Here is an 18,839-nt window from a genome sequence, read left to right as displayed (position 1 = left end):
CCCTTCTGATCCTCAGCCGCCCGTCGGGCCGGTCGAGAAGTCGAACTGCTCCGGCTGACGACGCTGGCCGCCGCCGAAGTTCCACGTCAGGCCGACGTAGAAGGCGCGCAGCTTGATGTCCTGCTCCGAGCGTTCGCGGAACAGAGGCGTGTCATAGGTGACCGTGTTGTTGAACGAATTGAACAGGTCGCGGGCGGTGAAGTTGAACGACAGGGTCTCGTTCAGCTTGCGCCGATAGCCCAGGTTGACCATGCCCCCGGCCTCGCGCTTGCCCTGGGCCAGCAGGCTTTCGCCCTGCCAGAAGCCGGTCACCTGGACAAAGTCCTTGGGCGTCGGCTGCCAGTTCAGGCTGAGGCGCCCGCTGGCCATCGTGCCGTCGCGGTCGCGCCCGCCAGGAATCCCCGCGGCGTCGATCTCCTGCTGGAACACATTGACGGCGGCGTTGTAGCGCAAGGTCGGATGCAGGCGGCCGTTGGCGACCAGTTCCACGCCCATGTCGCGGCGCGAGCCCAGGTTTTCGGGGCGGGTCAGCAGAACGCCGCCGCCGATGTCGCTGGCCACGTCGGTGAAGGCCTTGTCGGTGTCACGCAGATAGGCGGTGGCCTGATAGAAGGTCTGCCCCTTGCGCAGCTGCCACATGAACTCGAAGGAATCCGTTTCCTGGGGCTGCAGGTCCGGGTTGCCTGAACGCAGGTTCAGCGGGTCCTGATAGACCACCAGCGGATTCAGCTGGCTGGGCTGCGGGCGCTGGATGCGGCGCGAATAGCTGGCGCGCAGGGTCTGTTCGTCCGACATCTTGTATTGGACATGAGCGGTCGGATAGGCGCGGAAATAGTCCTGAGAGGCGGAGGTCCCGCCGGTCAGGTCGTCGATGCGGATGTCGGCCTGCTCCAGCCGCAGACCCGCCTGGGCCGACAATTTCTCGGACAGGCTGCGCTCATAGGTGGCGTACAGGGCGTGAACCGTCTGGCGCGCCTTGAACCGGCTGCTGAGGCCGGGAACCACCGGCAGATTGTTCTCGATCGGGCCTCGGCTGAAGACCACCTCCTGATCCGGGCGCTGATCGTTCAGCTCATAGCCCAGACGCAGCTTGCCGCCGTCGGACAGGGGACGGACATAGGCGCTGGTGAAGCCCAGGGTGACCTGGTTCACATCGGTCGCCGTGCGCTCGTACAGGGTCGCGGCGGCGGGGGTCAGGAAGAGGGTGCTGGCCGGGCCCGAACTGTCGTTGCTGTTGCTGTCGTAGCGCAGTTCGTTCGACCATTCGTGACCGGAATCATCGAAGCGATGCAGCACCCGCCCGGTGACGCCCCAGTTCTTGAAGTTGAAGTCCTGACCGCCATCACGACGATAGGCGCTGGTCAGGGCGCCCGCCGCGTTGCGGGTTTCAAACAGCCCCCCTCCCGAGCCTTCGCCGTCAAAGACGACGCCGCGCAGTTCACCGGTCACCTGGGTCTTGTCGGTCAGCTTGTATTCGGCGGTCAAGCGCCCGAACGCGCCGTTCTGTTCAGACTCGATCCGCTGATCGACGCTGGTGGTCGAAACCACCGCGCCGGTGACGGGATCAAGCTGCTCGCGCAGGCGCGTCATGTGGATGTTGGTGGGATCGGTCCGGTAGCTGAGGTCGCCCGACAGGGTCAGGCGGTCCTTCTGATACGATCCGCTGAGCCCCGCATTCCAGCGGCCGTTGTCGCCGACATTGGCGCGGATGGAGCCGGTGGTCTGGGTTCCGGGCTTGGGCGCCGTGGGCTTGGTGATCAGGTTGATCACCCCGCCGGAGCCTTCGGGGCTGTAGGCGGCGGACGGATTGGTCATCACCTCGATGCGCGCATACTGGCTGGCCGGCAGCTGGATCAGCGCCTGGCCACGGCCGGGGCCCGTCAGGATGCCCGACGGGCGGCCGTCGACCAGGATGGTGACATTGCTGTCGCCGCGCAGAGAGACATTGCCCTCGGGATCGACATCGACCGAGGGAACATTGCGCAGGGCGTCGGCCACGCTGCCGGTCACGGCCTGAAGGTCGTTGGCCAGGCTGTAGCTGGTGGCGTCGATCGAGGTGCGGACGTCGCTGGCGCGGGCGTTGACCACCACATCGCCGACGGTGGCGGCCTGACCTGACGGCGGGGTTTGTGCGGCGGGCTGGGGCGGGGTCGGGGTTTGGGTTTGGGCCGGAGCCTGGGGCGCAGGCGTCGCCGGACGCGGCGCGGGCGTCTGGGCCAGGGCGGCTCCTGCGGGCAGCATCAGGGCGGCGCTGGCCAGCGAGGCGTAATACAGTCTGTTCACTTGAGATGATCCTGGGCAGGCAGAGACGGGGGCGTGCTTTTTCCTCGCGCTAACAACAGGCGGCGCCGAACACCAGTTAAGGATGTGTCATGTGACGTCGCGCGCGAATTCGCGTTTGGCCCGTTCGCACTTGGGCAGTTCGCGCTTGGCCAGTTCCCGCTTGGAGTGTCGGCGGCCCGGCGTTAGCGTCGCCGCAAGTCTTGCCGGAGTTTTCAATGTCCCTTCGCCTGTCGCGCCGCACCGCCCTGTTCGCTTCCGGAGGCGCCGCCGCCCTGGTCTCCAGCCCGTCCTGGGCGCGCACGGCGGCGAACGACGACGCCAGCCTGGTCGAGGCGGTGGACGCCTATGTGAAGACGGCGATGGCCGCCTGGCCGGATCAGCCCGCCCTGGGCGTTGCGGTGGTCAAGGACGGCCAGACCATCCTGTCGCGCGGCTATGGCGTGAAGGTGCAGGGCAAACCCGCGCGGGCCGACGAACACACCCTGTTCGCCATCGCCTCCAACTCCAAGAACGTCACCGCCGCCGCCCTGGCCATCATGGTCGACGAGGGCAAGGTGAAGTGGGACGAGCCGGTGAAGACCTATCTGCCCGGCTTCAAACTGTCCGATCCCTACATCACCGACCATATCACCGTGCGCGACACCCTGAGCCACCGGGCCGGGTTCGGTCTGGGTGCAGGCGACCTGCTGTTCTGGCCCAACAGCGACCGCACCCGCGCCGAGGTGATCGCCCAGGCCGCCTTCGTGCCCATCGAGGACGGGTTCCGGGCGCGCTATCACTATTGCAACCTGATGTTCGTGGTTGCGGGCGCCGTGCTGGAGGCCGTGTCGGGCCTGACGTGGGAGGACTTCATCCAGACGCGGATCCTGGACAAGGTCGGCATGACCGAGACCGTGCCTCTGGCGCGCCTGGCCGACCCCGCCAAATCCGCCCTGCCCCACGCCCGCGTCGGGCCGCCGCTGCGCACCCACGGGCCGATGGTTCAGATCGCCAACTCCATCGCCGAGGTCTGGAACTGGGATTCGGCGGCGGCGGCGGGCGGCATCTGCACCACCACCACAGACTGGGCCAAATGGATCGCCGTGCGCCTGAACGAAGGCAAACTGCCCGACGGCTCGCGCCTGTTCTCGGAAGAGACGGCGCGCGAGATGTATCGGCCCAACATCATCGTCGGCAACTCGGCGGGGCCGACGGCGGAACTGCCCAACCGCGCCATCGCCTCGACCTACGCCATGGGCCTGCAGGTGCAGGACTATCGCGGCGAGCGGATCGCCAGCCACGGCGGCGGATCGCCCGGCGGGATTTCGGCCACCGTCCTGATCCCCGGACGCAAGATCGGCTTCAGCATCTTCTCCAACGCCGAGGAAAGCTTCCTGCTGCGGTCCCTGCGCTCAGGCATCACCGATCTGTGCATGGGCAAGGCCGACTTCGACTGGATTGCAGACTCCAAGAAGATCGAGGCCGAGGGTGAAGCCAAGTCGCAGGCCGCCGCCATCGAGATCGACGCCAAGCAACGCGCGGGCGCACCCCCGGCGATGCCGCTGGACGCCTATGCCGGAACCTGGCGCGACCCGTGGTACGGCGACATCACCATCGTCCAGAAGACCGAAGGCCGGGGCCGCAACCGCAAGAGCGGCCTGTGGCTCAGCTTCACCCACACCCCGGCGCTGCAGGGCTGGCTGGAGCCCTATGACGGCGAGACCTTCCGCACCCGCTTCCCCGACAAGCGCGAGGAAGACGCCTTCATCACCTTCAACATCCAGACGGCGAAACCGGCGACGGCGACGGTCAAGGGCGTCTCGCCCGACATCGACTTCTCGTACGATTATCAGGACCTGAAGCTGACGCGGGTCTGAGATTTCATCCGTGGGGCGACCCTGGACGGATCGCTCGCCCGTCAGCGGACGATCTCGATCAGGTCCAGCTTGGATTCCTGTTTCGGCCAGGGGATGACCACGCGCCAGCGGTTTTCGCCGATCCGCTCGACCACGCCCGCCTGATCGCGTTCCGGCTGGGCGCCATAGGCGGGGAAGCCGCGTTCGTCGCCCCAGGCCTGGGTTCCGACATAGACCAGACGGCTGTCGGCATCGGGATAGAGCCTGCCCTGGAACCGCTGCGAGCCGGTCGTCTTGGTCAGGATCAGGTCGCCCCCCGGCGTCAGTTCGACCCGGCAGGCGAAGAAGGGATAGTCGACATAGGCCAGGGTTCCGCCGTCGCGCGTGCCCATCTTGATCGTGCGGCAGCGATAGGATCCCGGCCCCGGCTGCGACCGGCCCGCACGGGCAGCGTTGGGATCACCCAGCGGCCCCAGTTTCTCGACCTGGGCTGAATAACCGTCTTCCTCAGCCTCGATGCGCGCCAAACGCCACGCGTCGTCAAGCCGACCCAGCAGCCCCTCGTCCGTGCTGGAGACGACCTTGCGCCAGTCGTCGGTCGCCGGGGCCGCTGTTTCCGCCGGTGCGGCGTCGGCCGGTGGGGCGGCCTCGGGTTGCGGCTGGGCGGTTTCGGCGTCGGCGACCTTCAAGGCGGGCGGCTCGGACTTGCCGCCGCGATTGTCGCCGCAGGCGCTCAAGGTCCCGGCCAGGGCCGCAGCGCTGACCAGGGTCAGCATTTTCAGAGAGAGGGATCGCATGATGTTTCGCCTTGAAATCGGGCTGTCGGTCAGTTTGCGGGGACCAGTTCGATCAGGTCCAGATTCGATTCGTTCTGGGGCCAGGGGATGACCAGGCGCCAGCGCGCGTCATCGATCCGCTCCATCACCGCGACCAGATCGCGGTCGGGATTCTGGCCATAGGAGTTGGCGGGTGGCTCCTGCGCCAGGGCCATCGAGCCCAGCAGGACCATGTGCCGGTCGTTCTCGGGGAACAGCAGGCCGGACGGACGCTGCGAGCCGGTCGTCTTGGTGAATTTCAGGCCGCGCGGCGTCTGTTCGATGCGACAGCCGAACCAGCCGTAGACGACATAACCCAGCCCTGTCTCACCGCCCTGGGAGCCCAGTTTCACTGTGCGGCAGCGATAGTTTCCCGGGCGCGGCGCGGCGCCCGGTCGGGCGGCGCCGGGATCAATCAGGTCGCCCAGACTGTTCAGGTCGCCTGAGCCCTTCTGACGGCGGGCCTGCTGCAACGCCAGGCTCCAGGCCGCGTCACGTCGCACATACCGGTCACGGTCGCCTGAGGTGATGACGCCGCGCCAGTCCATCAGGGTCGCGCCCGTCCCCGCCCCCCCTGCGCCCGGCCCCGCCGGCGGTGGGGGCGGAGGCGGCGGAGGGGGTGTTGTCGCGCAGGCCGCCAGGACGGCGACAGCAGAGATCGACAGGGCGAGACGGACGAATGAACGCATCAGCGCTTCCCTTGCGGCGGCGGCCTTGCGGCGAAGTCCCGCCCTTTAGGCCCCGCCGCCTACGCCGCCGTCAAGACCGCGACGGTTCAGGCGGCGGATCTGACGCCCGGTCCGCCATCCAAACCGCGCCGATTGAGGGCGTCATGCAGGGCGCCGGTCAGGGCCTGAAGCTCCAGCGGCTTCGTCAGATAGGCGGTGAAGCCCGCAGCCTGTCCCCGCCGGATGTCGTCCGGCGCGGCCGAGGCGGACAGGGCCACGACCGGCAGTCCCCGCGTGATGGGATCGGCGTCCAGACGCATCTTCAGTTCAAACCCGTCCATGCCCGGCAGGTCCGTATCCAACAGGATGACATCGGGCTGCAGCGCCTGGGCCAGGGCCAGCCCCTCGTCCCCCGTCGGCGCGACATAGAGGGGCGGATCGCCAAAGACCGAAAGCACCTGCCGCATCAGGGCGACATTGGCGAGATCGGCCTCGACGTAGAGGATGACGGCCTTTGACGGCACGTTCACGGGCGCCGGGATGACGGCAGGCAGACGCAGGGTGAAGGTGACGCCGGCGTCCTTTCGGCGCGCCGCGAAGATGCGGCCCTGCATGGCCTCGGCCAGACGTTGGGCCGCCGCCATGCCGAGACTGGCGCCGGAAGGCGCATCGCGCTCCACCCCGTTGAACGGCTCGAACAGGGTCTCGATCCGGTCGGACGCGGCCTCGAAACCCGTGTCGTGGACCAGGGCGACCACCTCGTCGTAGGACCGCTGGATCTCGGTGCGGACCATGCCGCCCGGCTGGGTATGACGAATGGCGTCCGCGATGAGGCGGCGCAGAATCTGGCGCACCCGGACCGGATCGGCGATGACGCCCAGGCCTGCGGCGGCAGGCGGACAGTCCAGGGTGACGTGAGCCTTTTCGGCGTCCACGCTCAGGGCGTCGCAGACCTGCCGCAAGGCCAGGCGCAGATCGACACGCTGCAGGGACAGGGTCAGGTTCGGCGACTGCACGGCGGCGAAATCGATCACCTCGTCCGCCAGCGCGATCAGGGCCGAGGACGCCGCTTCGATCCGCCCCACGGCCTCGCTCTGCTTGCGGCTGAGGGGCTCCACGGAGTTCAGGCGCAGCAGTTGGGCAAAACCGTGGATGACGTTCAGCGGCTGACGCAGTTCGCGCCCCAGGCCCAGCATGAATTCGGCCTTGGCCCGGTCGGCGGCGGCGATGCGGTCCTGCTGGGCGTCGGCGGCGGCCAGGGCCCGCGTCAGCGCCAGGGTTCGTTCGGCGACGCGGGCCTCCAGCCCCTCATTGGCGCGCCGCAGCTTTTCAGCCGCGCCCCGCGCCTTGAGCCAAAGTCGAATTCCGGCCAGCCCACCCGACAGGGCCATGACCAGAATGAGCAGGATGATTTCCATGACGCCCTCCAGACATGTGAAAAATCACACGCTTGGGTTGCGATCAGGTAAACACCATCTTTTGGTTGTATTCAGTCTTCGCTTTCGACGGCCGCCTCGGCCTTGCGGCGCGGGGCGCGGCGGCGCGGGGCGGCTTCCGCCTCAGGCTCAGCCGGAACCGCCGAACGGGTCAGGAAGCCCGGCAAAGCGGCCGGGGCGTCGTCACCGGCCTCGACCGCTGCGGCGGCCGGACGACGGCCGCGGCGGGGGCGTTCGGCGACTTCGACCGGCGCAGGCACTTCGACAGGCGCGGCCTCGACGACCGCTTCAATCACAGGCGACGCAGCAGCTTCACCTGCGTCGTCGGAGGCCTCGACCTGGCCGTCGTTCGGGCCTTCGTTCTGGCCCTCGAAACGATTGTTGCGCTCTTGGCGGCGGCGCTCCCAGCGTTCGCGGCGGGTTTCACGGCGGCCGCCGTTTTCGCCTTCGGCGCGGGGCTCACGGTCCTCGCCGCCTTGGTCACGGTCGCCGTTCTGCGCGTCACGATCGCGGTCGCGCGACTGATACTGGTCGCGGTCGCGGTTCTGGTCGCGATCACGCGGCTGGTCGCGGTCACGGTCGCGGTAGGGTTCGCGCGGCTGGTCACGCTGTTCAGCGCGCGCGGCGGCTTCCGACGCAGCGCGGTCTGCGGCCTGCTGGGCGGCCAGGAAGGCGGCGGCCTGTGCGCCGGACTCGTCTTCGAAATCGATGTCGAAGCCCTGGTTCGACAGTTCGCGTGCAGCGATGTCCGAGAAGGACCGCTGCGGCTGCAGAGCGCGCAGGACGCGGTAATAATGTTCGGCGTGCTGCTGATAGTTTTCAGCCAGAACCCGGTCGCCGCCAGACGAGGCGTCGCGCGCCAGCTGCTGATAGCGTTCATAAACGGTCTGGGCGTTGCCCCGGACCTTGATGTTCTCTGGGCCCTGCGAGTCCCACGAACGATTCGGATTGGCGTTGTTGGCGTTATTCGCGCCCGCCTTGTTCCGATTGCGTCCGCGTTGACGCTTCATGCCCTTGAAATCTCTCATGCCCGCTAACCGTGTGCAGGGGCGGAGCCGCGCCAGTCTGGCCGGGTCCGTCCGTTTCGTGGTTCCGTTTCGCTCGAGGCCTATCCCCGATTGTCGATCTGTCGGAATGCCTAGTCGCCCGCATGGTGCGCCGGTCCTTTGGGGACAGACCGTCATGGCCGGCTCAAGCCGCGAACAGCCGGGTATGCGCCCGGAAAGCTGCGATTTGAGTTGGGAGACAGGGAGTGACTTAACCTGTGCGACCGTCCTTTCCAAGCGGTTTTCGCAGGCCTGTCGCATCACAAGCCAACTGCGGCGCTTTGCTGCGCCCCCTCCCTTGGGCTAGGCAGTGGCTTTGAGAGGTTTACGAGGCTTTCCATGCGCGTTCTGGTTCTGGGCGGCGACGGTTTCTGCGGCTGGCCCACGGCCCTGCATCTGTCGGCCAGCGGGTGGGACGTGACCATCGTCGACAATCTGAGCCGTCGGAACATCGACAACGAGCTGGAGATCCAGTCCCTGACGCCGATCCGAACCATGGGCGAGCGGATCAAGGCGTGGAAGGAAATCTCGGGCCGCGACATCGGCTTCGTCAACATGACCCTGGGCCAGGAGTTCGACCGGCTGGTCGCCCTGATCCGTGACCTGGCGCCCGACAGCGTGGTCCATTTCGCCGAACAGCGCGCGGCCCCCTATTCGATGAAATCGGCGCGGCACAAGCTCTACACCGTCGACAACAACATCAACGCCACCCACCACCTGCTGGCCGCCATCGTCGAGAGCGGGCTGGACGTGCATCTGGCCCACCTGGGGACCATGGGGGTCTATGGCTACGGCACCGCGGGACTTCGTATTCCCGAGGGCTATCTGAAGGTCACAGTCGACACCGACAACGGCCCGTCCGAACAGGAAATCCTGTTCCCGCCCAATCCGGGCAGCATCTATCACATGACCAAGACGCAGGACGCCCTGCTGTTCCAGTTCTACGCCAGGAACGACGCCCTGCGGATCACCGATCTGCACCAGGGAATCGTCTGGGGCGCCCAGACCGCCGAGACGCGGCTGGACGAGCGGCTGATCAACCGCTTCGACTATGACGGCGACTACGGCACGGTGCTGAACCGGTTCCTGATGCAGGCGGCGGTCGGCTATCCGCTGACGGTGCACGGGACAGGCGGCCAGACGCGGGCCTTCATCCATATTCAGGACACGGTGCGTTGCGTCGAACTGGCGCTGAAGAACCCGCCCAGGCGCGGCGAACGGGTCAAGATCCTGAATCAGATGACCGAGAGCCGCCGGGTGCGCGACCTGGCCCGGATGGTCGCGGACATGACCGGCGCTGAAATCCGCAACCTGCCCAATCCGCGCCAGGAGGCCGACGAGAACGAACTGGTCGTGGCCAATGACCAGTTCCGCGAACTGGGCCTGAAGCCGATCACCCTGGCCGAGGGGCTGATGCAGGATGTGACCGAAATCGCCCGCCGCTACGCCGACCGCGCCGATCTGACGCGCGTGCCGTGCGTGTCGGCCTGGAATCAATGCCGGGCAGAGGCGCTGGAGCACCCCGCGCCAGCCGAAGCCGTCAGACCGTCAGTGCTGACGGCCTGAGGCTATTCAAGCAAACGGCCTCTGGGCTCACTCCACCACGAAGACGAATGACAGGGTCCTGTCGTCCGGCGTGGTGTCTCTCCAGGCCTGTTTATAGACCAGTTTCAGGGCCGCAGGCCCCTTGCCGCGCGGCGTGATGCGGATGGCGGCGCTTTCAGGCGCGCCCACCATGCCATTGGGGGTGGCAGGATCGCGGGTGACTTCGAACGGTTCGTCGACACGTAGGTTGGCGGCTTCCGCCACCTGCCAAGCATAGCCGGTGCTGGGATTGGTTTCGAGGCGCAGGACGGAGGTCACGCCCGCAGGCAAAGACACAGGTGACACGGCGTTGGCGGCCGACAGGGTGATCGGCGCAGGCTCCTGCGCGGTTGCGGCGTTGGCGGCCGAACTCGCGGCCAGGGCGAAAGCGAAGGCGACAAACAACATTCTGTGGGGCATCGTGAACCTCGACCTTGTGAAACGCGTTTAAAGCATAGCTGGAAGCCAACTCTGCCCCAGAGCAGCGGAATCTCCAACCCGATCAAACACTCCGCCTTTGGCGCGCGTCTCTTCGCCCAAGGCCCGTCCCGTGATGAAATCCATGCCTGAACCCGCCCCAACCCTGTCCCTGCTGGTCTTCGGCGGCGGCTATGTGGGACGGGCAGTTGCGCTGGAGGCGCTCAGGCGGGGCGGAACGGCGGTCGCCACCTCTCGCGATCCCGAACGCCGCAAGGCGCTGGAGGCCGAAGGCGTCACCGCCATTGACCCGCAGGACACGCCCGCCCTGAAGGCGGCGTTGCAGGCGGCGACGGCGGTTCTGGTGACGGCCGCGCCGGACGCCCAGGGCTGCCCGGGTCTGCGCGCGCTCTCCCCCCTGGCGTCAGAGGCCTGGCCCGACTGGATCGGCTATGTCTCGTCCACCTCCGTCTATGGCGACCGGGCGGGCGGCTGGGTGTTCGACAGCGGTCCGTTGAACGCCGCCAATCTGGAAGGCGCGCGCCGCGTGCGGGCCGAACAGGACTGGCTGGACGGGGCGCGGGGCATGGGACTGACGGTGCAGTTGTTCCGCCTGCCCGGCTTCTACGGACCGGGGCGCAGCGTGGTCGAGCGGCTGCGCGCGGGCACGGCCAAACTGGTCAGGAAGCCCGGCCAGATCTTCAATCGGATCCACATCGACGACATCGTCTCGGCCCTGTTCGCCTCGATGGACAGGCCGCGCCCGGGCGCCGTCTATAATCTGACGGACGACGAGCCTTCGCCCACCGATGTGGTGGTGGAATGGGCGGCCCAGCGCATGGGCCTGCCGCGCCCGCCCGAAGTCGACTGGACAGACGACAGCGTCAGCGAAGGAATGCGGCGCTTCTATCTGGATTCAAAACGCGTTTCGAACGCCCGCACCAAGGCTGAACTGGGCTGGCGTCCGAAATATCCGACCTATCGCGAGGGGCTGGAGGCCATGCTGGACGCACCGCCCCCGCTCCGCATGGCGGGTTAGAGCGGCAGCAGATTGCGCTGGCGGCTGTAGCTCATGGTGCCGACATTGGCGCCCAGACGCAGGCCGACGCCGGTGCGGATCGGGGCCAGGACGATGCCGTCCGCCTTCTGATAGTTCACGCCCAGTCCGGCGACCAGATAGGCGGTGCCTTCCACGCCGGGATAGCGGCGATAGATCATGTCGGGGTGATAGAGGCCGTACACCAGGGTGAAGACCCGGCTGGCGTTGCCGCCCCAGTCCCAACCCACCGAAGCCCCCTGCCAGAAGACCTCCTGCGAGGCCGACAGATCCTTCATGTGAAGGGCGCCGCGGCCATAACGGGCGCCGACGACAAACGAGCCGGAGCCTTCTTCGCCGGCGATATAGGCGGTCGGGCGGTCGCCCTGATCCGCAAAGACGCGTTCGATGGCGCCGCCGACGACTTCAGCGGCGATGCCCAGTTCGCGCGAACCGGCCGAAACCAGTTCATCGAAGCTGTAGGACGATGCGCGCTGATCCGAGGCGATCGGATAGTTGGGATCGCGCGGCGCCGTAGAGGCGCAGGCGCCCAGCGATGAAGCCCCGGCGGCTGTGGCGATGCCCGAAAGGATCAGTTGGCGGCGATGCATGAGGGGCGCTCCGAAAGACAGCGAGAGAGGGCGCCCGTAAGAACGCGGGCCTGATGCGACCCTCCTCGACCTTTAAGGCAGCCTTGCGGCTTCAAGGTTAACCGGACCTTACGGCAGCCCCGAAACTCAGTGTTTGTCGGTCTTTGAGGCCAGCCAATCCATCAGGGCCAGCAGCACGCCCGACACCACGAAGGTCAGGTGGATGATGACGCCCCACAGGGCCTCGGTCGTGTTCAACTCGTAGCCGACCTTGCCAATGTTCATGAAGGTCTTGAGCAACTGGATGCCCGAGATCGCCACGATGGAGGCGATCAGCTTCATCTTCAGACCCGAGAAGTCGACCGTGCCCATCCACGGCGGGCGGTCCGTCTCGCCGTCCAGATCCAGCTTCGAGACGAAATTCTCATAGCCGGAGAACATGACGATCAGCAGCAGATTGCCCGCCAGCGACAGGTCCACCAGCGTCAGCACCGCCAGAATGGCGTCGTTGGACGACAACTCATGGCTCAGGCTCAGGGCCTTGGGCACATAATAGATCAGGTCCTTGACGAAGACCGCCAGCAACATGACCAGCGCCAGCACCAGCCCCGCATAGAAGGGGGCCATCAGCCAGCGCGAGCGGAAGAGCAGCCGCTCGAAAGCGGTTTCGATACGAGGTTTGGCGCTCATGTCAGGCCCGCAGCTTCCCGCCCTGCTTCTCGACCGCCGCGACGACCTTGGCCGTAAGGGCTTCGATCTCGGCTTCGGCCAGGGTGGCCTCGCGCGGCTGGATCACGACCTCCAGCGCGACCGACTTGAAGCCGTCGTCCACGCCCTTGCCGCGATAGATGTCGAACACCCGCACATCAACGATCAGGGTCTTGTCGGCGCCCGCCGCCGCACGCACCAGGTCACCGACCGGCTTGGCGTCCTCGACCACGAAGGCGAAGTCGCGGGTCAGGGGCATCAGGCTGCTGAGGTCGGCCGGGCCACGGCCCTTAGCCTTCTGGCCGCGCGGTTCAGGCACATTGTCCAGCACGATCTCGAAGGCCAGCATCGGACCATCCGCGTCCAGCGCCTTCAGGATGCGCGGATGCAGTTCGCCGAACTCGACCATCACATTCTTGGGGCCCAGCTGCAGGCGGGCCGAACGGCCGGGGTGCCACCAGTCGCGGTTCTGACCCTGGGCCAGTTGCAATGAGGCGACCGGCGCGCCGATCTCCTCCAGCACGGCGATCAGATCGCCCTTCAGCGCGAACAGAGGCTCCTCGCCCGCACCGCCCCAGTGCCGGGCGGCGTGCGGGGCGACCAGACCGGCGATGACCGTGCGCTGGTCCTTGGGCCCGTCGCCCAGATAGATCGGGCCGATCTCGAACAGGGCCGCATCGGCGAAACCGCGCGCGGCGTTGCGGGCGGCGGCCTGGATCAGGTTCGGCAGGGCCGAGGGGCGCATGCAGTCCAGATCGGCCGCAATGGGGTTCTCCAGCACCAGACGCTCATCGCCGCCGCCGAACAGGGCGGCCGTCGATTGCTTGGTGAAGGACCAGGTGACGGCCTCGGCGTATCCCAGCGACGCCAGGGCGCGGCGAGCCGTGCGGACGCGGGCCTGGCGCGGGTTCAGCACCCCGCCCGCCGGAATGGCGACCGGCGGCAGGGCCACGTCGGGCAGATTGTCGAAGCCCTCGATACGGGCCACTTCCTCGACCAGATCAGCGCGGCCCTCGACATCACGACGCCACGACGGCGGGGTGACGATCCACGGCTCGGCCTGACCAGCAGGCGCAGCCTGCACCAGGAAGCCCAGTTGGCCCAGGATCGTGCCGATGCGGTCATCGGCCAGATCCATGCCGGTCAGACGCTTCACATAGGCCGGGTCGAAGGCGAAGGGCTCAGGGTTCGCAGGCGGCTCGCCCACGAAGACGATCTCTGACGGTTCGCCGCCGCACAGGTCCAGAATCAGACGGGTCGCCAGCTCCAGACCCGGCGTGACCGAGACGGGATCAACGCCGCGCGCGAACCGGTACTGGGCGTCGGAATGGATGCCCAGCACCCGGCCCGTCTGGGCCGTGACGATGGGATCGAACCAGGCGCTTTCCAGGAAGACGTCCGTGGTGTCGTCGTCGCAGCCGGTCGTCTCGCCGCCCATGACGCCGCCCAGGCCGATGGCGCGCGCGCCCCCGGCGTCCGCGACGACGCAGACTGACGGATCAGCCGCATAGGTCTTGCCGTCCAGGGCGACCAGACGCTCAGCCTCTTCCGCCGCGCGACCGGCCCGCACCACGATCTCGGCGCCGTCCAGCTTGGCCACGTCATAGACGTGCAGGGGCCGGGCGCGGTCATAGGCGATCAGGTTGGTGACATCGACCAGACGGTTGATGGAGCGCAGGCCGATGGCGGTCAGACGCTTCTGCAGCCAGGCCGGCGACGGGCCGTTCTTGACGCCCCGGATCACGCGACCGGCGAAGACCGGGCACATTTCCGTCGCCTCCAGACGCACCGAGATCGGCGACGGGAAGGCGCCGCGCACCACGGCGATGTCGAAATGCTTCAGCCTGCCCACGCTGGCGGCGGCCAGATCGCGCGCGATTCCGACGACGCCCAGCCAGTCGGGACGGTTCGGGGTGACCTCGAAGTCAATGACGGGTTCGGCGCCGAACAGGCCCGCGACCGGGGTTCCCACGGGGATCTCCGGCGGCAGTTCCTGAATGCCGTCGCTTTCGTCGGCCAGCTCCAGCTCGGACGCCGAGCAAAGCATGCCGTTCGACACCACGCCGCGCACCGGCTTTTCGACCAGGGTCACGCCCAGACCCGGCACATAGGCGCCGATGGGGGCATAGATGGTGGTCAGGCCGGCACGCGCATTCGGGGCGCCGCAGACGATCTCCTTCAAGCCATCGACCGTCTCGACCTGACAGACCTGAAGTCGGTCGGCATTGGGGTGACGCTCAGCAGAGATGATCTTAGCCACCGTGAAGGGCGCCAGCTTGGCGGCGGGATCGAGAACCTCCTCGACCTCCAGCCCGGCCATAGTCATGGCCTCGGCGATCTGGTGGACATCCGCCTCGGTCTCGAGGTGGTCCTTCAGCCAGGACAGGGTGAATTTCATTGAGCAGGCCCGGATGTCGTCGGCACGGCAGCCAAGTCGTCAAGGAAATCTTGAGGCCCCGTATAACCGACATTGTAGAATTCACAGCCGATGAAACTGCAGTTCCTGATAGGAACGCATCCCAAGGCTCTTGGCCCCATCGGCTTGAGCAACAGGTTGCGCACGTCGCCACCACTTTCGCCGAGGTTACACTCGTCGAATGTCACGCCGACTGCTGCAAGCAATATAGCCGGCCCCTGCAATCGACACCCGATAAAAGTCCTATCCGTAATCATGCCCTGTGCCTGACAGGCTTCGTACAGATCAAAGAGATTGATATCGACGTCCTTGAATATTTTCGCGGAAAGGTCGCGAGCGACGTTCAGCGGACGATCAATTGGAAGACGGGCCATCAGGCTTGAATTCCCTGAGCGGCAATCAGTTGATTCGCCATTTCATCGAGGAAAGTGTCGGTGCCCGCATAGCCGATCTGAACCATGCGGCAGCGCACAAAATGACAGTTTTCCAAGCCAATCGCACCAACCAGCATAGGCCCCTGAGCCTTATACAAAAGCGAGCGCGGATCGGCGGCAACTCCCATGTTGCAGCTATCAAAACTCGTGGATCCCATCGCCAAGACCAAAGCTGGCCCTTCGATTACGCAATCGGTGAAGGTTTTGTCACGGATTACCGGGTCGCCCGCGTTCATGTGGTGAACTGCTAGAAGCGGCAGCCAAACACCTTCTTTCGTGAAGGTCTGGCGGGTCACCAACTCGCGACCAAACGCCTCGGACATCATGTCAGTCATGGTTTTGCTCTAATCACTGAGATCACGCACAGATTTCGCTTTGGCATAAAAATGGAAGCTTATGGTCGGTCGGTCAGAGCGCTGACCTGTTCAATGAACGCGTCCGTGCCGGTCAAGCCAACGCCGAAGAATAGCGTTGCACAGGATGCTATCGACGTTCTCGAACGTAGCGGTGTTCAAGTCCGGCGCGTCCGCGTGCCGTCGGTTGATCGGCAGGATCAAATTCACCCCTGAGGCTCCCCGACCAACATGGCCGAAATCTGATCCAGAAACGATGGCGCTCCCGTAAACCCGACCTTCTCGAACCGGCAATTAATGAAGCTGCACTGTTCGAAGGGCACAGCGCCAGTGACTTTTTGCGGCGAAACCGGCGCCAGCAGCAGATTACGAACGTCTCCCATGATGTCGCCCATGTTGCAGCCGTTGAACTGACATCCGGCGATCGGCAAAAGAACTGCGGGGCCTTCAAGGAGACAATCGACGAAGGTCTTGCCCTTGATCGTGGATTCGCCACGGCGCGCGGCCTCGACGACCAGTTGAGGCAGCCAGATGTGCTTGCCCTCATAGCGAGGACCTGTTCCGATCATCGGAAAGCTGATTGTGCCGCTCGTATCAGTCATGGGTTCAGCTCAGTCCGCTTGCAGGGTTGGGCGCGGCGAACGCCGAGAAGCCGTAGTGCGCCAGCCAGCGCGTGTCGGCGTCGAACATGGGGCGCAGGTCCGGCACGCCGTATTTCAGCATGGCCAGACGGTCGACGCCCATGCCGAAGGCGAAGCCCTGATACTCGTCGGGGTCGATGCCGCAGTTGCGCAGCACATTGGGATGCACCATCCCGCAGCCCAGAATCTCCAGCCAGTCGTCGCCGGTGTTGAACACCAGTTTCCCGCCGGAACGGTCGCAGCGAATGTCCATCTCCGCCGAGGGTTCGGTGAAGGGGAAGTGGTGCGGGCGGAAGCGGGCCTGAACCTCGTCCAGCTCGAAGAAGCGGGCGATGAAGGTCTGAAGCGTCGTCTTCAGGTGGCCCATATTGATGTCGCGGTCGATCACCAGACCTTCGATCTGGTGGAACATCGGCGTGTGGGTGGCGTCCGAATCCTTGCGGAAGGTGCGACCCGGCGCGATGATGCGGATCGGCGGTTTCTGCGACATCATGGTGCGGACCTGGACCGGGCTGGTGTGGGTCCGCAGCACCTTGCGCTCGCCCGTTTGCGGGTCGGGCTTCAGGAAGAAGGTGTCGTGCATTTCCCGCGCCGGGTGTTTGGGCGGGAAGTTCAGGGCGGTGAAGTTGTGGAAGTCGTCCTCGATGTCCGGACCTTCGGCGACCGCAAACCCCATCTCGGCGAAGACGGCGACCATTTCGTCCATCACCTGCATGGTGGGATGGACGCCCCCCTTGCGGCGCGGACGCGCGGGCAGGGTCAGGTCGACGCGCTCGGCCAGAAGCCGGGCGTCCAGTTCAGCGGCCTCAAGCTCGGCCTTCCTGGCGGCGATGGTCGACGACACGCGGTCGCGCAAGCCATTGATGATCGGGCCCTGTTCGCGGCGTTCGTCAGGGCTCAGCGCGCCCATGCCCTTCAGCAGGCCGGAGACGGAGCCGGACTTGCCCAGGGCCGCGACCCGCACCTCTTCGAGGGCGGCGACGCTTTCAGCCGAGCCGATGGCGTTGATCAGTTCGAGTTCGAGTGTGGCGAGATCGGTCATTTGGGCCGTGCATTAGCGGGCCTGAGCGATTTCGTCACCCTTCAAGGCTCAACGGCGTTGCGTTGCACGTCTTCAGCCGCGCCTTCATAGGCGGTCTTGATCCAGACGGGCGGTTGCGGCTCCCAGCGAATGGGTCGTCCCTCGGTCTGCGTCCAGCGATGCAGCCACGAGATTCCATTGGCCCGCACATAGGTGTCCGCATGGCCATAGACGGGGTCAGCCAGCGCCTCTTCCAGAGACACGAACCGATAGCCGCGCGCCAGATACAGGGCGTGGATCTGCGGATACCAGGCCTGATTCAGACTGTTGGCGTGCAGCAGCAGGACCTGCGCCGGCTCCCGACCGCCAGTGATCTCGGCGCTGTAGGGTTCGAAGACATCCAGCACGGCGGCCATGTGCGCCACATAGGCCTCGCCGATCCGATGCATCAGGGCGGCGTCCTTGACCGCCTCGGCCTTGCGATAGACGTCGGCGAACATCCAGTCGTTGTTGTCGATGGTGACGGGCGCGATCGTATAGCCGCGCTGGGCCAGACCGGCGGCGATGGCGTCGTGTTTCTCCGGCGTCTCCCCGGTGAACAGATAGGGGTGGCGGAACCAGTGCAGCCGTTGGCCCCTCGCCTCCAGCACCGCCCGGGTGGTCGGCGCGCCCGCATCGACATTGGCCAGATAGGCCTCTGCCGTATTGCGATGGATGTTGATGTGGTTGGCCGTGTGGTTGCCCAGATCAAGCCCGGCGTCCAGCCACAGGTTCAGCGCCTGCGGCAGGGTCGAGGCGCGGGTCGCGTCACAGATCTTGCCCTCATTGACGAAGGCGACGCTGCGCGTGTCGAGCGGCCTGATCATGTCGACGAAATCCTGCGTCAGACGCAGCAGATAGGCCGGATCACACATGGCGTCTTCGTCAGCCTGGAACGGCAGGTCATCGAAGGTGACGGCGACGCGGCGTTCCTGTGCGGCGACGGGCAAGGACAGGATGAGGCTGGCGGCGAGGCCGCAGATCAGGGCGCGCAACATAAGGCCAGACTAGCCATCGAGCGCGGCCGTGGAAACGGCTTCGCTGCAAGGGGCGGCCTGAAACGAAGAACGCCCGCCCCGGAGACCGGAGCGGGCGTTGATCTTTGTCTTTACGACTGTGGCTTAGGCCAGAGCAGCGCGGACCTTGTCGGCGACGGCCTTGAAACCGGTCGCGTCGGCGGCGATCGCGGCCAGAACCTTGCGGTCCAGTTCGATGCCAGCCTTGTTCAGGCCGTTGATGAACTGGCTGTAGGTGAAGCCTTCGATACGGGCCGCAGCGTTGATGCGCTGGATCCACAGGGCGCGGAAGTTGCGCTTCTTGGCGCGACGGTCGCGGTAGGCGTATTGCCCGGCGCGGTCGACGGCGGCCTTGGCCGTGCGGATCGTATTCTTGCGGCGGCCGGAGAAGCCCTTGGCCTGCTCCAGAACCTTCTTGTGCTTGGCGTGCGAGGTTACGCCACGTTTTACGCGAGCCATATCGCTATTCCTTCAAATTCTTTGGGTTGAGATCAGTCGTAC

The 18,839-nt window shown here is 66.0% G+C and carries 18 protein-coding genes; 3 read left to right on the top strand and 15 right to left on the bottom strand.

The window, feature by feature from the left end:
* Positions 1–12 precede the first annotated feature (12 nt).
* Positions 13–2,283, bottom strand: coding sequence for a TonB-dependent receptor domain-containing protein (locus KWG56_RS17485; protein WP_244999569.1), 2,271 nt, complete (start codon positions 2,281–2,283; stop codon positions 13–15).
* A gap of 215 nt (positions 2,284–2,498) precedes the next feature.
* Between KWG56_RS17485 and KWG56_RS17480 the strand changes: the two genes are divergently transcribed.
* Positions 2,499–4,139, top strand: coding sequence for a serine hydrolase (locus KWG56_RS17480; RefSeq protein ID WP_219353111.1), 1,641 nt, complete (start codon positions 2,499–2,501; stop codon positions 4,137–4,139).
* A 41-nt stretch (positions 4,140–4,180) separates the two neighbouring features.
* Here the strand turns inward: KWG56_RS17480 and KWG56_RS17475 are convergent, their stop codons facing one another.
* The 4 genes from KWG56_RS17475 to KWG56_RS17460 all read right to left on the bottom strand — a co-directional run bounded on the left by KWG56_RS17475 (position 4,181) and on the right by KWG56_RS17460 (position 8,047).
* Positions 4,181–4,915 carry a DUF4893 domain-containing protein gene (locus tag KWG56_RS17475; protein ID WP_244999568.1) on the bottom strand — a complete coding sequence of 245 codons (735 nt, stop codon included), beginning with the start codon at positions 4,913–4,915 and terminating at the stop codon, positions 4,181–4,183.
* Positions 4,916–4,944: 29 nt separating this feature from the next.
* Positions 4,945–5,622 carry a DUF4893 domain-containing protein gene (locus tag KWG56_RS17470; protein ID WP_219353110.1) on the bottom strand — a complete coding sequence of 226 codons (678 nt, stop codon included), beginning with the start codon at positions 5,620–5,622 and terminating at the stop codon, positions 4,945–4,947.
* A gap of 86 nt (positions 5,623–5,708) precedes the next feature.
* Positions 5,709–7,019: a hybrid sensor histidine kinase/response regulator gene (locus KWG56_RS17465; RefSeq protein WP_219353109.1), complete on the bottom strand. Its 1,311-nt coding sequence runs from the start codon at positions 7,017–7,019 to the stop codon at positions 5,709–5,711.
* A gap of 71 nt (positions 7,020–7,090) precedes the next feature.
* Complete coding sequence (locus tag KWG56_RS17460) at positions 7,091–8,047, bottom strand: DUF4167 domain-containing protein (protein ID WP_244999567.1); 957 nt, start codon at positions 8,045–8,047, stop codon at positions 7,091–7,093.
* Positions 8,048–8,422: 375 nt separating this feature from the next.
* On the opposite strand from KWG56_RS17460, the gene KWG56_RS17455 reads away from it, so the two are divergent.
* Positions 8,423–9,649: an NAD-dependent epimerase/dehydratase family protein gene (locus tag KWG56_RS17455; protein ID WP_219353107.1), complete on the top strand. Its 1,227-nt coding sequence runs from the start codon at positions 8,423–8,425 to the stop codon at positions 9,647–9,649.
* A gap of 27 nt (positions 9,650–9,676) precedes the next feature.
* On the opposite strand, the gene KWG56_RS17450 is transcribed toward KWG56_RS17455, so the two are convergent.
* Positions 9,677–10,087 (bottom strand): protease inhibitor I42 family protein, encoded by a 411-nt coding sequence (locus KWG56_RS17450; RefSeq protein ID WP_219353106.1) that lies wholly within the window; start codon positions 10,085–10,087, stop codon positions 9,677–9,679.
* A 142-nt stretch (positions 10,088–10,229) separates the two neighbouring features.
* Here KWG56_RS17450 and KWG56_RS17445 point away from each other — a divergent pair, with 142 nt between their 5' ends.
* Complete coding sequence (locus tag KWG56_RS17445; protein WP_219353105.1) at positions 10,230–11,123, top strand: NAD-dependent epimerase/dehydratase family protein; 894 nt, start codon at positions 10,230–10,232, stop codon at positions 11,121–11,123.
* Here the strand turns inward: KWG56_RS17445 and KWG56_RS17440 are convergent.
* The 9 genes from KWG56_RS17440 to rplT form a co-directional block, all read right to left on the bottom strand.
* On the bottom strand, positions 11,120–11,731 hold the full coding sequence (locus KWG56_RS17440; RefSeq protein WP_201099881.1) for a DUF1134 domain-containing protein: 612 nt from the start codon (positions 11,729–11,731) through the stop codon (positions 11,120–11,122). The two genes, KWG56_RS17445 and KWG56_RS17440, sit on opposite strands and share 4 nt — an antisense overlap.
* 126 nt (positions 11,732–11,857) lie before the next feature.
* Complete coding sequence (locus KWG56_RS17435) at positions 11,858–12,400, bottom strand: TIGR00645 family protein (protein ID WP_201099880.1); 543 nt, start codon at positions 12,398–12,400, stop codon at positions 11,858–11,860.
* Position 12,401: 1 nt separating this feature from the next.
* Positions 12,402–14,816 carry a phenylalanine--tRNA ligase subunit beta gene (gene pheT / locus KWG56_RS17430; protein WP_219353104.1) on the bottom strand — a complete coding sequence of 805 codons (2,415 nt, stop codon included), beginning with the start codon at positions 14,814–14,816 and terminating at the stop codon, positions 12,402–12,404.
* On the bottom strand, positions 14,813–15,208 hold the full coding sequence (locus tag KWG56_RS17425; RefSeq protein WP_219353103.1) for a hypothetical protein: 396 nt from the start codon (positions 15,206–15,208) through the stop codon (positions 14,813–14,815). The genes pheT and KWG56_RS17425 overlap by 4 nt, the downstream gene beginning before the upstream one ends.
* Entirely contained in the window at positions 15,208–15,603 is a 396-nt protein-coding gene (locus KWG56_RS17420) for a hypothetical protein (protein ID WP_219353102.1), read from the bottom strand. Before KWG56_RS17420 ends, KWG56_RS17425 begins: the two co-directional genes overlap by 1 nt.
* Before the next feature lie 224 nt (positions 15,604–15,827).
* Positions 15,828–16,223 carry a hypothetical protein gene (locus KWG56_RS17415; protein ID WP_219353101.1) on the bottom strand — a complete coding sequence of 132 codons (396 nt, stop codon included), beginning with the start codon at positions 16,221–16,223 and terminating at the stop codon, positions 15,828–15,830.
* Between the two features lie 4 nt (positions 16,224–16,227).
* Complete coding sequence (gene pheS / locus KWG56_RS17410) at positions 16,228–17,304, bottom strand: phenylalanine--tRNA ligase subunit alpha (protein WP_219353100.1); 1,077 nt, start codon at positions 17,302–17,304, stop codon at positions 16,228–16,230.
* A gap of 41 nt (positions 17,305–17,345) precedes the next feature.
* Positions 17,346–18,320: a polysaccharide deacetylase family protein gene (locus tag KWG56_RS17405; RefSeq protein ID WP_219353099.1), complete on the bottom strand. Its 975-nt coding sequence runs from the start codon at positions 18,318–18,320 to the stop codon at positions 17,346–17,348.
* A 123-nt stretch (positions 18,321–18,443) separates the two neighbouring features.
* Positions 18,444–18,797: a 50S ribosomal protein L20 gene (gene rplT, locus KWG56_RS17400; RefSeq protein ID WP_087121350.1), complete on the bottom strand. Its 354-nt coding sequence runs from the start codon at positions 18,795–18,797 to the stop codon at positions 18,444–18,446.
* Between the last annotated feature and the right edge of the window lie 42 nt (positions 18,798–18,839).

It is taken from the genome of Brevundimonas nasdae, from assembly GCF_019395145.1.
Classification (GTDB): Bacteria; Pseudomonadota; Alphaproteobacteria; order Caulobacterales; family Caulobacteraceae; genus Brevundimonas; species Brevundimonas nasdae.
This window is presented reverse-complemented; position numbering and strand designations above follow the sequence as displayed.